Annotated in this window: 12 protein-coding genes and 1 pseudogene; 11 read left to right on the top strand and 2 right to left on the bottom strand. The window is 41.2% G+C overall.

Translation table 11 applies throughout. The features are described 5' to 3' along the window. Window positions 1–85: 85 nt before the first annotated feature. Window positions 86–541, top strand: a complete 456-nt coding sequence (locus ACY3XC_RS03640) for an ACT domain-containing protein (protein WP_464867298.1) — start codon at window positions 86–88, stop codon at window positions 539–541. Window positions 542–590: 49 nt separating this feature from the next. Beyond that, a complete protein-coding gene (gene pheA / locus ACY3XC_RS03635) occupies window positions 591–1,445 on the top strand; it encodes a prephenate dehydratase (RefSeq protein WP_464867297.1) in 855 nt (284 codons plus the stop codon). Between the two features lie 33 nt (window positions 1,446–1,478). Here the strand turns inward: pheA and ACY3XC_RS03630 are convergent, their stop codons facing one another. Together ACY3XC_RS03630 and ACY3XC_RS03625 are read right to left on the bottom strand one after the other, a co-directional pair. After that, complete coding sequence (locus ACY3XC_RS03630) at window positions 1,479–2,018, bottom strand: 3H domain-containing protein (protein ID WP_464867296.1); 540 nt, start codon at window positions 2,016–2,018, stop codon at window positions 1,479–1,481. Window positions 2,019–2,060: 42 nt separating this feature from the next. Continuing rightward, window positions 2,061–3,191 carry an IscS subfamily cysteine desulfurase gene (locus ACY3XC_RS03625; protein ID WP_464867295.1) on the bottom strand — a complete coding sequence of 377 codons (1,131 nt, stop codon included), beginning with the start codon at window positions 3,189–3,191 and terminating at the stop codon, window positions 2,061–2,063. Window positions 3,192–3,308: 117 nt separating this feature from the next. Between ACY3XC_RS03625 and nadB the strand changes: the two genes are divergently transcribed. The 9 genes and pseudogenes from nadB (at window position 3,309) to ACY3XC_RS03580 (ending at window position 13,949) form a co-directional block, all read left to right on the top strand. Beyond that, the gene (nadB, locus tag ACY3XC_RS03620) at window positions 3,309–4,886 is read left to right on the top strand and encodes an L-aspartate oxidase (RefSeq protein WP_464867294.1); all 1,578 of its coding nucleotides are present in this window, start codon (window positions 3,309–3,311) and stop codon (window positions 4,884–4,886) included. Further along, entirely contained in the window at window positions 4,855–5,703 is an 849-nt protein-coding gene (nadC, locus tag ACY3XC_RS03615) for a carboxylating nicotinate-nucleotide diphosphorylase (protein WP_464867293.1), read from the top strand. Before nadB ends, nadC begins: the two co-directional genes overlap by 32 nt. 2 nt (window positions 5,704–5,705) lie before the next feature. Further along, a complete protein-coding gene (gene nadA, locus ACY3XC_RS03610; RefSeq protein WP_464867292.1) occupies window positions 5,706–6,803 on the top strand; it encodes a quinolinate synthase NadA in 1,098 nt (365 codons plus the stop codon). 98 nt (window positions 6,804–6,901) lie between these two features. Next, a pseudogene (gene safA / locus ACY3XC_RS03605) lies at window positions 6,902–7,099 on the top strand (SafA/ExsA family spore coat assembly protein); the annotation flags it as partial. A gap of 1,984 nt (window positions 7,100–9,083) precedes the next feature. Further along, entirely contained in the window at window positions 9,084–10,076 is a 993-nt protein-coding gene (locus tag ACY3XC_RS03600) for a phosphotransferase (protein ID WP_464867291.1), read from the top strand. 100 nt (window positions 10,077–10,176) lie between these two features. Beyond that, window positions 10,177–10,887, top strand: a complete 711-nt coding sequence (locus ACY3XC_RS03595; protein WP_464867290.1) for a YhcN/YlaJ family sporulation lipoprotein — start codon at window positions 10,177–10,179, stop codon at window positions 10,885–10,887. A 133-nt stretch (window positions 10,888–11,020) separates the two neighbouring features. Beyond that, window positions 11,021–11,572 carry a BofC C-terminal domain-containing protein gene (locus ACY3XC_RS03590; RefSeq protein WP_464867289.1) on the top strand — a complete coding sequence of 184 codons (552 nt, stop codon included), beginning with the start codon at window positions 11,021–11,023 and terminating at the stop codon, window positions 11,570–11,572. 626 nt (window positions 11,573–12,198) lie between these two features. Beyond that, complete coding sequence (locus ACY3XC_RS03585; protein WP_464867288.1) at window positions 12,199–12,921, top strand: SDR family NAD(P)-dependent oxidoreductase; 723 nt, start codon at window positions 12,199–12,201, stop codon at window positions 12,919–12,921. Further along, window positions 12,918–13,949, top strand: a complete 1,032-nt coding sequence (locus ACY3XC_RS03580) for an S-adenosylmethionine:tRNA ribosyltransferase-isomerase (protein WP_464867287.1) — start codon at window positions 12,918–12,920, stop codon at window positions 13,947–13,949. The genes ACY3XC_RS03585 and ACY3XC_RS03580 overlap by 4 nt, the downstream gene beginning before the upstream one ends. The last annotated feature ends 11 nt before the right edge of the window (window positions 13,950–13,960 follow it).

Genomic DNA, 13,960 nt, shown 5'->3' with positions numbered 1-13,960 from the left:
AATAAGAGGAATTTGGGGATTCTAGCTGAAGCGCCCAGATACGTTCAAATGGGCGCTTACGCTTTTCGATCAGGTGGGGATAGAGATGAAAAATGAAAAATTCGATAAGAAATTTTATTTAATAAGAGAAGATGTCTTGCCTGAAGCCATGAAGAAAACACTTGATGTAAAAGAAATGCTAGAAAGAGGTAAGGCTGAATCTATTTGGGATGCTGTACAACAAGTAGACCTAAGCAGAAGTGCCTATTATAAATACAGGGATACTGTATTTCCTTTTTCAACAGTGGTAAAGGAACGCTTAGTTACACTCTTTTTCCATCTCGAAGATCGTTCAGGAACATTGTCTAAGCTGCTAGGTGTAGTTGCTACTTCTGGCTGCAATGTATTGACGATACATCAAACTATACCGCTGCAGGGAAGAGCAAATGTTACACTTTCGCTAAATACCACCGAGATTTCAACAGATATAGATGATCTGCTTTCTGAATTACGCAAGCTGGAATTTGTAGAAAAAGTAGAAGTGCTTGGAACAGGCGCATAATTGCATTTTTACAGCAGAGAGATTTTTTTGTTAGGGAGTGAGAGAAATCATGAAAATTGGTTTTTTAGGACCAAAGGCAACCTTCACTGAATTAGCGGTGAAAAAGGTTTTTCGTGGAGTTGAACTTGAACCGTACCGAACGATTCCAGAATCCATGGATGCCGTTGTCAGTGAAAAAGTAGACCTAGCGGTTGTTCCCATTGAGAATACCCTTGAAGGAACAGTAAATATTACAATAGATTACTTAACCCATGTGGTTCAATTGCCGATTGTCGGAGAAATTACCATTCCGATTAAACAGCATTTAATGGTTCACCCTGATAATCGAGAAAATTGGCAGAATGTTCAGAAGGTGTATAGTCACTCTCATGCGATTGCCCAATGTCATAAATTCTTACATACTCAGTTTCACGGGATTCCTTATGAGAGTATCAGTTCCACAGCTGCTGCAGCGAAAATGGTGATGGACCACCCTGAATTGCGTATCGCAGCCATTGCCAACGAATTGGCAGCAGAAGAATATGGATTATCGATCGTTCAACGTAATATTCATGACTTTGATCATAACCATACTCGCTTTTTCGTTTTATCAGAAAAAGGGCTGGATTTTGAGGAACTTAGCGGCTCCTCCCATTATAAAACAACCCTGATGGTCACACTTCCAACCGACAAAGCTGGAACACTGCATATGGTCCTATCTGCCTTTGCTTGGCGAAAAATAAACCTGTCTAAGATTGAATCAAGACCAATGAAAACAGGAATAGGTAATTATTTTTTCATTATTGATTTGGAAATGAAGCTGGACGAGGTATTGATACCAGGCGCAATGGCCGAGCTCGAAGCACTAGGCTGTGGTGTTACATTATTGGGAAGCTACCCATCAAAAGTGGTGGAATTAAAATAAAGTACCGGGCATATGCTCGGTACTTTTTCGTCTTTAGTATTCAATTAAAAAGCCAGCTTCCTTTAAAGCAGCTTCGGCTTTGTCTAAGGTTTGGACATTGGATGCTGCGATTGTATGGAGATGAATGCCCCCCGTTAGCTCCGATAATAACGATGCCCTCGTCGTTTGGATATTTTCCAAAAATTGTTTGACCTCTTGGCGATTAGATACCATAATAGACGCCGTTAAATCCCCGTATACCGCATGTTCAACTTTTACATCCTTTACCAATACACCATGATCGACAAGTAAATTTAACTCTTTTTCCGTGTCATCTGGTATGTGCCTGCAGGCGATGGTCCGTTCAAATAATGGGTCACCTGTGTTTTGTTTAAAATATAAATAGCCTTGGCTTGTTGCGATGATCGGCTCATCTTTTGCTTTCAGGAGCGTTATATCCCCGACAATTACTTGTCTGCTCACATTTGTCCGTGTTGCTAACTCACTTCCAGTAAGCGGCACTGGACTATCTTTAAGCAGCTCTAAAATGAAAGCTCTCCTTTCATCGCCTAATATCTTCTTTTGCTCAGCCATAAAAACCTCCTCGTAATCCTACTCCATATTCTAGCATAAATTCTATAGTTTAAAATTTTTTATGATATCTACAATAGTTTCCCCAAGCTTTACGACATCTTCCCTCTTGGTTGAATTTCCAAACGATATTCGAATAAATTCCTTGGCCTCTTTTGGGGTTAATCCTAAGGCTTGTGTCACCTTTGCTGGAGATTGCATGCCAATTTGACAAGCACTTCCTGTTGAAATTGCGAACCCCTTCCGATTACATTCTAACATCATCCATTGTCCTTCAATCCTAGAAATCCTTAAACCAATTATTGAAGGTAATTGTGACACTGACTCCGCCTGATGAATATGGACAAATTCCTTAACAGGATTAAGCGACTCCATAAAAGCTGCACGAAACTCTAAAAATTTATCGTGGTTTTGCTCCAAATTACCATGTATCTTTTGAGCAGCAGCTGTCATCGCTGCAATCGCAGGGACATTAACAGTACCTGGTCTAAATCCTTTTTCATGTGAACCTCCGGGGAAAAATGGTCTCCAGGAAATAGCTGGGTCTATATAAACACCGCCAACCCCTTTTGGACCATAAATTTTATGACCAGAGAATGAAAAACTGCTAACAAGCTGGGTAATATTTCGCACATCAATTTTTCCAAAAGATTGAACAAAATCGCTGTGAAAATGGACGTCATGCTCCCGGCAAATTCGTGTTATTTCTTCAATTGCCTGAATGGTCCCAATCTCCGAATTAACATGCTGGAGGGCCACCAATACGGTTTCCGGAGTAATGTTACGCTCCAATTCTGCTACATCAATGAGACCTGAAGAATTTAGGGGTAAGTAGGTAATACTGTAGCCATCTAACCTGTTGAGAACTCCATGGATAGAAGAGTGCTCAGCCAACCCAGCAATAATGTGCTTTCCAGGTTTTTTAGCAGCAGATAATAACGCCTCAATGGCTAGAAAATTCCCCTCAGAACCACCACTTGTAAAGTACAGCCCCTTTTTATTAATTCCTAAAAGATTTGCCAGCTCTTCACGGCAATTTTCTAGTAAGTCCTGTGACTGTCCCCCGATGTCATGGAGGGAGCTTGAATTACCAAAATACTCAGTTGAAGCCTGTACAAACACCTCTGCAGCTTCAGGATCTAACGGAGTGGTAGCAGCATAATCAAAATATATCATAGTAATCTCCAATATTAGTATTTTTGAACATTGTAGCTGACTCTAAAAAAATTCTTGTATTTAGTTTAAATCTATGTAAATATAGATGTCAAGACACCTGTTAATCCAGGAGGCAATATGATGACAAATAATGATGTGTTAATTTTAGGAAGTGGGATTGCTGCACTGCAGTTAGCCTCGCTTTTAAATAAGGATTTAAATGTGAGGATACTCACAAAGGGAAAAGTTAGAACAGCCAACTCTTATCTTGCCCAAGGCGGTATTGCTGCAGCTATTGGCGAGCATGATCATCCTGCTAAACATATTGCAGATACGCTTGAAGCAGGAAGTTATCATAATAATCAAGAAGCAGTCGAGCAAATCATTCATGCTGCACCTAAGCTAATTAAGTTCATTTCTGAACAAGGATCTGTTTTTGATAAAAATCAAAACGGTGAATTGCTTTTAGGAATGGAAGGAGCACACAGCGAAAAGCGAATTGTTCATGGCGGCGGTGACGCGACAGGTAAAAACGTGGTTGAGTTTCTTATCAGCACGCTGAAAGAAAATGTCACCATTGATGAAAACGTATTTGTTTATGAATTATTGCTGGATTCCAAGAAACGCTGTATTGGTGTAAAAGCAAAGGAACAGGATGGAACAATTAAGTACTACTACAGCAATAATACCATTCTAGCAACTGGCGGTTGTGGACAATTGTTCACCTATACTTCAAATGCCGCAACAGTCAACGGCGATGGAATCGCAATGGCTTATCGAGCAGGAGCTGAGATTGTTGACATGGAGTTTATTCAATTCCATCCAACACTTCTATACCTAAATGGTGAAACAAAAGGGTTGATTTCGGAAGCGGTTCGCGGAGAAGGTGCCATCCTTGTTACCGATGACGGCACGCCAATCATGGAAGGGGTACATCCCCTCAAGGATCTTGCGCCAAGGCATGTTGTTTCACAGAAAATCTATGAATATCTTAAAAATGGTATCAATGTATATTTAGATATTAGTAATATAGAAAACTTTAAGGATCGTTTTCCTTCGATTACCTCCATTTGCGAGGAAAATGGACTTCAGTTATCAGCGGGAAGAATTCCAGTAGCCCCCGGAAGTCATTTTTTAATGGGTGGAGTTAAAACAGATTTAGTCGGACGAACTTCAATTTATGGACTATATGCGATTGGCGAAGCTGCCTGCACAGGTTTGCACGGTGCTAACCGACTGGCAAGTAATTCTTTATTAGAAGGTTTATATATGGGAGAAGAGCTTTCCAAATGGTTAAATGAGTCAGCATTTAAAAAGATCCAGGGGAAAGTGCTAAATGCTCCTTATATTTCACAAGAAAAAGTAATCTTACCAGACATACAACAAATAAGGGATTGTATGATGGAGCGGGTTGGAATTGTCCGGAATGCTGTTAATCTTCAAAAACAAAAAGCTTGGTTAAATCGTATTAATATCCACCAAATCGATAATCTTGACGCCTATTCTTTTGAAGAGATGACGAAGATTTTCATGCTGATTACCGCGACTTTAATTACTGAATCTGCTTTGAAGCGAACAGAAAGCCGCGGCGGTCATTATCGAAGTGATTACCCAGCGGAAGATAATCTACATTGGTTAAATAAAACCATTATTCATAAAAATAGCCAGGAAATGGAGAGAGACCATGAACACATTGAAACTGCGCTCGCAACTTGAGCAATTTTTTATAGAAGATATTGGGGAACAGGATATTACATCTGATTTAATTTTTCCGCATGATACAAAAGGGGAAATCGTTTTTCTCTCAAAGGATAATGGAATTTTCTGCGGAGAAGAGATTATAAAAACGGGTTTTAAGCTTTTAAATCAGGATATTGAAACGCAGGTTTTGGTGAAGGATGGTCAAGCCATTGAATATGGGCAGAAGCTGGCAACAGCCTCTGGGAAAATATCTGATCTGCTAAAAGGGGAAAGAGTGGTTCTTAACTTAATCCAAAGAATGAGTGGGATTGCGACCCTTACTAGAAAAGCAGTTGATACGCTAGATAGCGGTCATACAAAAATTTGTGACACCCGTAAAACGACACCCGGCTTAAGAATGCTTGAAAAGTTTGCTGTTACCACCGGTGGAGGCTTTAACCATCGTTTCGGATTATACGATGGAATTATGATCAAAGATAATCATATTTCTTTTGCTGGATCCATTTCACATGCAGTAGAAAGTGTTCGGGCAAAGGCCGGTCATATGGTGAAGGTGGAAGTCGAAGTTGAAACAGAAGCACAGGTTAACGAAGCTGTAAGCGCTGGTGCTGATGTCATTATGTTTGATAACCGGACACCGGAAGAGATTAAAGAACTAATTAAATTAGTACCAGAAGGATTCATTACCGAAGCTTCAGGCGGTATTCAAATGTCCAATTTAGCTGGTTATCGAGATACAGGTGTTAACTATGTTTCACTCGGTTTCTTAACACATTCTTATAAAGCGCTTGATATTAGCGTCAAAGTCTTATGGAGCAAAGGGGAGGAATAAAGATGAGTTTTTTAGCGACGATGCAAAAAAATAAGATGATTCCTGAAAAATACAAACAAATGTCGAGGGAAGAGTTAGAAGCTAGAGTCATTGAAGTGAAAAATAAATTAGGTTCAAAACTTTTTATTCCAGGACATCATTATCAAAAAGATGAAGTAGTCCAGTTTGCTGATGCAACAGGTGATTCTTTAAAGCTTGCTCAATTGTCAGCTGAAAATAAAGACGCAGAATTTATTGTTTTCTGCGGTGTCCATTTTATGGCGGAAACGGCAGATATTCTAACCGATGAGAACCAAAAGGTTATTCTCCCAGACATGCGGGCGGGCTGCTCCATGGCAGACATGGCAGACCTTGATCAGACTGAAAAAGCATGGGAAATCCTGCAGGGAATCTTTGGTGACACAATTCTTCCATTAACTTATGTTAATTCTACAGCAGCGATTAAATCATTTGTTGGTGCTTATGGCGGTGCGAGCGTAACCTCTTCTAATGCAGAGACAATGGTAAAGTGGGCGTTCACCCAAAAAGAACGGATTTTATTTTTACCTGATCAGCATTTGGGCCGAAATACGGCTGCTGATTTAGGTATTGGTTTAGATGAAATGGCCGTATGGAATCCAATCACTCATGCACTTGAATACGAAGGTGATCCTTCAAAAATAAAGGTCATCCTTTGGAAAGGCCACTGTTCTGTTCATGAGAATTTTACGGTTCAGAATATCCATGATACAAGGAGCCAATATCCTAATATGAAAGTCATTGTGCATCCTGAGTGCCGCCGCGAAGTTGTAGAACTATCGGACATGGCTGGTTCAACGAGTTATATTATTAATGCGATTGAAAAGGCTGAGCCAGGTTCTGAGTGGGCAATTGGGACCGAGATGAATCTCGTCAATCGACTAATAAAAAATCACCCTGATAAAAAAATTATGTCTCTAAATCCGGCAATGTGCCCTTGTTTGACAATGAATCGAATTGATCTTCCGCATTTAGTGTGGAGCTTAGATACACTGGAAGATACAAATAATATTATTAAGGTTAGTCCTGAAATAGCGGAAAATGCGAAATTAGCGCTTGAACGTATGTTACAAAACGCATAATCATAAGGTAGATGCAATTTTCTCAAATTGCATCTATTTTTTATTTTCGAGGGGTTGATTCATATTTTACCGAAAAAAAGCATAAGTTTTTCTGAAGAATGTTAGCACTTTGCCTATCATCACATAGAATATATGGACTTATGCATAGGAGGGAAATCAGAGTGAAGATCCATATCGTACAGAAAGGGGATACTCTTTGGAAAATCGCCAAGAAGTACGGCGTGAATTTTGAAGAGCTGAAAAAGATGAATTCACAGCTCAGCAACCCTGATATGATTATGCCCGGTATGAAAATAAAAGTCCCAACTTCAGGTGGAAATATAAAAAAAGAAGCGCCTATGGGAACAAAGCCGGGGGCCACAATCAACTTAGGCGTGAAGAAAGAACAGCCGATTGCTGAGCAACCGTTTACCAAAGAGAAGCCAAAAGAAATGCCGATTAAAACAGCTCCAAAGAAGGAGTTTCCAATAAAGGAAGCACCTATTAAAGCAGCGCCAATCAAAGAGGCTCCAAAAAAAGAAATGCCGCTTAAAGCTGCGCCAATCAAAGAGACTCCAAAAAAGGAAATGCCAATTAAAGCAGCACCAGCTAAAGAAAAACCTGTAAAAGAAATTCCAATTAAAGAAGTACCTATTAAGGAAGCGCCAGTTAAAACACCAATTATGGAAGCACCAAAAACACCCTATACTCCAAAAATGCCCCTGCAAATCATCCCAGAAATCGATATTAACAACTACTATTTGAACAATATGACCAATATGGAGGTTAAACAGCCTGTTCTGCCTCCAAAACCAGCAAACATACTTCCTGATATAAAAGAGCCGGCAAAAGAAATGCCAGTTATGCCTGTACAAGAAGCACCAATGTCAAACCAGCTCCCTGTACAGCAGCAAATGCCACAAGATTTTTGTACACCAATGTCACCAGTATTGCCAGGATCCGGATATTGTCCGCCGCCACCGAAATGGTGCCCGCCGCCACCTTGTCCGCCTGTAGGATTTATGCCATATCCTCAGGTTCAAGGAATGGCAATGCACCATATGCCCAATATGCTGCCTAATCAGCCTGGACCAATGCCAGGTGTTGCCGGTGCAGAATATATGCCACATGGGTATGAGGATGAGTCTTCATCCTTTATGCCGCAATTACCGATGACAAACCCAATGGGCGGTCAAATGCCAATGGGCGGCCAAATGCCAGGAATGATGGGCCAAATGCCGATGGGTGGTCAAATGCCAGGAATGATGGGCCAAATGCCGATGGGCGGTCAAATGCCAGGAATGATGGGCCAAATGCCAATGGGTGGTCAAATGCCAGGAATGGACCAAATGCCGATGGGAGGGTTCGATCAATTCCAAGCAGATGATCAAATGACTTCATTTGATGAAAGTTCTGACGTTCCAACAGGTTCACCAGCTGCAGCAAGCCAAGGATGGTTTGATCCTCAAACACAGGGTATGCAAGGAATGGGGGCGCCAATGGGTCAAGACTTTGGGCAACCAGGAATGGGAGGACCAATGGATCAGGGCTTCGGCCAGCCAGGAATGGGAGGACCAATGGGACCAGGCTTCGGCCAGCCAGGAATGGGAGGACCAATGGATCAGGGCTTCGGCCAGCCAGGAATGGGAGGACCAATGGGACCAGGCTTCGGCCAGCCAGGAATGGGAGGACCAATGGGACCAGGCTTCGGCCAGCCAGGAATGGGAGGACCAATGGGACCAGGCTTCGGCCAGCCAGGAATGGGAGGACCAATGGGACCAGGCTTCGGCCAACCAGGAATGGGAGGACCAATGGGACCAGGTTTCGGCCAGCCAGGAATGGGAGGACCAATGGGACCAGGTTTCGGCCAGCCAGGAATGGGAGGACCAATGGGACCAGGTTTTGGGCAACCAGGAATGGGAGGACCAATGGGACCAGATTTCGGACAACAAGGAATGGGTGCACCATATGGTCAAATGCCATACGGATACCCGCAAATGGGTCCAGCACCTCATGTAATGGGAGCTCAAGATTTTGAATCACCAGATATGGGAATGCCTTTTGCCGGCGGTCAAATGCCAGCGATGCAGCAGCAATATCCTGCTCAAGGGGGATTACCTGTTGGAGCAGGTGGAGATTGTGGCTGTGGTGGACCAAAACCACAGTTAATGCCGCAGCAGCCATTTGTACCGCCAACACCTCCTATCTATAGCGCACCATATACAGGACCAGCAAATGCAGCGCAGCCTCCGTATATGAACCCTTATGGAATGGGTCCAATGGACGGAATGATGCGATACGATGATGAAAGCAATGAGTATGACTTTTAAACAAAAAGGAGACGATGATTATTTCATTCGTCTCCTCTCTTATTTACGTTCCCAGTTTAAAGAACCTATTGTTGAAATGGTGCCCTATAGAAAAAGTGTTATCCTAATAAAAACAGAAAAAAATACCTATATGCTTAAAGGTTTTCATACGAATAAACGTCTTCGGCTGCAAGAGGCTTTTACCTCAACCCTTAGAAAAGAAGGTTTTGCAAAAACCTATCTTTTTGTCCATCCTCAAATGAAAGATCCTTTATTTTTCGAGGGGACTTACTTTGGGTGTATGGAATACATTCCACCGAATAAAACGCCATTTTCCTTTCAATCTGAAAAAAACCGGCAGGAGGGACTTGAACTTCTAGAACAATTCCATTTAGTAACGTCGTCCTTTGAATCACGATATCGAACGCTAATTCCAAAAGGGGTTATTATTGAAAAATGGAAAGATAGGGGAGCGACCTTTTCCTCAAATTTATCCACCTTGAAATACTTTGTTAATAAAAACATATTAACTGAAATGGTGGATTGGGCAAATTGGTCACTCAGTGGAATGGAACAAAACCGCAGCCTGTTTGTCAACGAACCTTATTGTATACTTCATGGAGATGTTGCTCATCATAATTTCTTACGTGATTCAAAAGGTATATTACATCTCATTGATTTTGATTTAATTAGTATTGGCCCAGCTTCACTGGATTATTTACAATATGCCAATCGAATTCTACCTAGCCTTGATTGGTCATTTGAACGACTTGCTCATTTTTCACAATATCAAGACTTACTGAACGAGAAGGCATTTCTGTATGCATTAGCCTATCCTGCAGATATTTTCCGTGAATGGAACCGGCTCATTCGTGAAGGAACATACCGAGACCAGCATAAGTATAATCAAATAATGAATTTAAGTGTTGGTCAGTACTACTCACGTAAAAAATTCATTGATACTTTAAAAATGCTGACAAAATAACTTTTATGGTCGATTATGGCAGAATGAAAACCCCCTTAAACTCACAACCTAAACGTGAGCATATTCTTTATGCTCATGTATTGTAGAGGGGGTTTTTCGTTTGTATAATTTGAAACAGTGGATGATGATTCCTCTGTCCGCCTTGCTAGCTGTTGGGCTGTCAGGTTGCGCAAATGATGACCGTGCTGCTATGGACAAAGATAACAAAAATATGGGGCAGCCATTGGGATACTATTCGGATGAAAATCATAAAAATGGCTCCAATGGAATGCCTGGGGATAATGATGGTCCGTTTACTGAATTAATGGACCATAATCTTGGGATTGAAAACCAAGCAAATAACGAAGAGCGCAGAAAGCAGTTTCGGGATAGAGATGAAAACGGAAATCCTCCGAACCCGACAAAACCGCTCGCAAACCATGACCATAATTTCTTTCAAAGAGACAATCAATTTAGTACCAGTGATGCGAATTATCATGGTCAAACGAATCAAAGACTTGGAAACACAAAAACGACAACGAAACCTGAAAATCAGGACCGTATAACAGAAAAAATTAAAAGTAAGGTAGCGGACATTGAAAATGTTCGTGAAATCCGCTCCGTTCTATACGGTAATTCTGTTATGGTTTCCGTTAAATTAAACAATAATAAACGAGCTGAAGAAACAAAAAGAGCCATCCAAGATGCCGTTAAGCCCATGGTTAATGGGAAGTCAGTTCAAGTAATAATTGATGACGGAGCACTTGGCCGTGATGCCAACAGAAACAATGATTCCCAGCGATTAGAACCTAATAGCCGTAAACATAATTGATATATTTAAAAGAGGCAAAGCCGGATATTGGCTTTGCTTCTTATGATTTTTTCTAAAAAGGATAAAAAGGGAAAATAAGGCTAAACTAGTAGTGAAATTCAATTAAATCTCTACTATTAAGAGGTGATTATGCATGAGGTTCAATTGGGTAACACAGTATCGGCTTGGTTTAGCCTTTGTTGCGGTTGTTCTCTTCATGTCCATCGGAAAGCTGCCAGGAATGATGTTAACTGGCTCTGCCGAAAAAGTGGAAAACCATCAAGATCAGCAAAAGACGGAACCTCAGCAGTTGACGATTATATTAGAAAGAATCTATCTTGATGGAGAAATTAGTGAGGAAGTTGTCCTTGATTCTTACTGGTCCATTGAAAACTTTTGGGCAAAGTATGACCAATGGCAGTTAGTTGAAATGGATGCAACAACCATGGTTTTTAGAAAACAAATGGATGACATTTCACCATTACTTAAAGCGAATGGTTATTTCGGCATTACCGACGATGGAGTGTTAACCATATTTAATGGCCGTCCTGACCGATCACGAATCATCCAATCTTTTTTTCAGATAGATATAAAAAAGCTTGAAAGCAGAAAACAAGAAGAGCTCATTCATGGCATTCCGATAAAAACAAAAGACCGATATGTAGAAGTTCTAGAAACCTTTAAACCATACTCGAAGCAAGAATAAAAAGTAAAACAGACTGATCATTCAGTCTGTTTTTTTTGTATAGGAAATTACTGAATCAATTTAGTCAACCTATATTTCATAGAAGTGGTCACAAGATGGTGGTCAGTGATCGACCAGTGATTTAAAAAAGGGTTTGGGTCACTCCAGCCTGCTTGGAGTGACCGACCAGTGATTTAAAAAAGGGTTTGAGTCACTCCAGCCTACCTGGAGTGACCGACCAGTGGTTTTAAAAAAGGGTTTGGGTTACTCCAGCCTACCTGGAGTGACCGATCAGTGATTTTAAAAAGAGTTTGGGTCACTCCAGTCTACTTGGAGTGACCGACCAGTGGTTTTAAAAAGAGTTTGGGTCACTCCAGTCTACTTGGAGTGACCGACCAGTGGTTTTAAAAAGGGTTCGAGTCACTCCAGCCTACTTGGAGTGACCGAACAGGCAGTAATAATAGGAGTTGGGTCACTCCGCCAACCTGGAGTGACTGAACAGCAAGCAAAAAAAGACTTTTTTATTAAGTTTCTTGGCATCTCATCCTAAAGTTGTAGATAAAGTTCAAGCTTTTTTCTGAGGGAGGAATTACCAAAATCCTTTAAGCTAAAGACATCAAGTTAAACACTTAAAGGAGCGATTCATAATGAAAAATAAAGTGATTATGATTACAGGTGCATCAAAAGGGCTGGGTAGAGCATTAACATTAGCATTTGCAAAAGAAGGTGCACGACTTGCGATATGTGCTCGATCATCTAAAAAATTAATTGAAGTGAAAAATGAAGCAGAGGCACTGGGTGCTGAGGTGCTCGCTGTTACAGCAGATATTTCACTATCAAGAGATGTGGAAAGATTTGTGGCGATGGCAGAGGAGGCATTTGGTCAAATTGACATTCTCATAAACAATGCTTCAATTCTCGGTCCAAGTCCAATGCCGCTCTTGCTTGACTATCCTGAAGAAGATTTTGCGGAAGTCTTGCGGGTCAATTCCATTTCGCCATTCCTCGTAACAAGAAGAGTTATTCCAGGAATGCTGCAGCGCAATCAAGGCTCCATCATTAATGTTACCTCTGAAGCAGGCAATGTTGGATATGCTGGCTGGGGTGCATACGGGATTTCTAAATTTGCTGTTGAAGGTCTTACTGAAACCTGGGCGGATGAACTTAGTGAAACGAACGTCCGGGTAAACATGGTCGACCCAGGGGAAATGGATACAGATATGCACCAATTAGCGGTTCCTGACTGTGATTATCCATTAGCAAAGCCTGAGGATGTCGTCAATGTGTTCTTGTATTTAGCTTCAGATAAGTCAGTGGGAACCACAGGACAGCGATTTGAGGCTCAAGAGTTTTCAGGGGAGGGATTATGATGACAGCAACAGCATTTGATTTTTATTTACCTTCCGAGTTAAATGCTTCTCATCCCCCTGAAAGACGTGGAATAAGGAGAGATCATGTGAAGATGATGGTTTTAGATAAGAAAACTGGAAATGTCAGGCATGACCGATTTTTCAGACTTGCTGATTATCTAAAGCCAGGTGACCTAGTTGTTATGAACAATAGTAGAACAGTACCAGCAATCCTTAAGGCCGGATTGTTTAGAAATGCAAAACGAATCCAAGCAGATATTGAAATCCGGCTTGCCAGACGCATCAATGAAGAGACGTGGGATGTGTTAATCGTGACAGACGACGTTGGATTAGGTGATATCCTGCATTTTTCTCCAGAACTGACCGCAGTTGTTATCGAAATAAGAAAAGGATCACCATTAAAGACAATCCTTTTCTCGAAAAAAGGAACAGACCTTTTTAATAGTATTTATTCGCTCGGGGAACCTGTTCGCTACGAATATATCCATAACAAATGGGGGCTGGATTATTATCAAACAGTATTTGCAAGCCAGCCCGGGTCCGTTGAAATGCCGTCTGCCGGAAGAGCCTTTAGCTGGGAGCTTTTCTTCAACCTTCAGCGGAAGGGGATTGGGCTCGACTTTATTCAGCTTCATACTGGGCTTAGTTATCTATTTGATGACGAGTATGAACCATCACCAGCTGATAATTACGAAGAATATCATCTGTCTGAAAAAACGATTGAAAAAATCGACAACACAAAAGCTGCAGGTGGAAGGGTAATTGCGGTGGGTACAACGGTGGTTCGAGCACTAGAGTCAGCAGGAGTCACTGGCAAGTTAAATGGTGTGACCAATCTTTATATTAATCAAAATTTCCCACTGAAAATGGTCGATGGAATTATAACAGGTTTCCATGAACCAAAAGCAAGTCATCTTGATATGCTTACAGCATTCGTATCCCAGGAGCTATTATGGAGTGCTTATGAAGAAGCAATTGAAAAGCAGTATCTATGGCATGAGTTTGGGGATATGAATTTAATATTATAATGGGGGTTGGC

Source organism: Bacillus sp. CZDM1 (assembly GCF_055502545.1).
This window is presented reverse-complemented; position numbering and strand designations above follow the sequence as displayed.

Coding starts and splice junctions, on each gene's coding strand:
- ACY3XC_RS03640 (WP_464867298.1), top strand. CDS start 86: ATGAAAAATGAAAAATTCGATAAGAAATTTTATTTAATAAGAGAAGAT.
- pheA (WP_464867297.1), top strand. CDS start 591: ATGAAAATTGGTTTTTTAGGACCAAAGGCAACCTTCACTGAATTAGCG.
- ACY3XC_RS03630 (WP_464867296.1), bottom strand. CDS start 2,018: ATGGCTGAGCAAAAGAAGATATTAGGCGATGAAAGGAGAGCTTTCATT.
- ACY3XC_RS03625 (WP_464867295.1), bottom strand. CDS start 3,191: ATGATATATTTTGATTATGCTGCTACCACTCCGTTAGATCCTGAAGCT.
- nadB (WP_464867294.1), top strand. CDS start 3,309: ATGATGACAAATAATGATGTGTTAATTTTAGGAAGTGGGATTGCTGCA.
- nadC (WP_464867293.1), top strand. CDS start 4,855: ATGAACACATTGAAACTGCGCTCGCAACTTGAGCAATTTTTTATAGAA.
- nadA (WP_464867292.1), top strand. CDS start 5,706: ATGAGTTTTTTAGCGACGATGCAAAAAAATAAGATGATTCCTGAAAAA.
- ACY3XC_RS03600 (WP_464867291.1), top strand. CDS start 9,084: ATGATGAAAGCAATGAGTATGACTTTTAAACAAAAAGGAGACGATGAT.
- ACY3XC_RS03590 (WP_464867289.1), top strand. CDS start 11,021: ATGAGGTTCAATTGGGTAACACAGTATCGGCTTGGTTTAGCCTTTGTT.
- ACY3XC_RS03585 (WP_464867288.1), top strand. CDS start 12,199: ATGAAAAATAAAGTGATTATGATTACAGGTGCATCAAAAGGGCTGGGT.
- ACY3XC_RS03580 (WP_464867287.1), top strand. CDS start 12,918: ATGATGACAGCAACAGCATTTGATTTTTATTTACCTTCCGAGTTAAAT.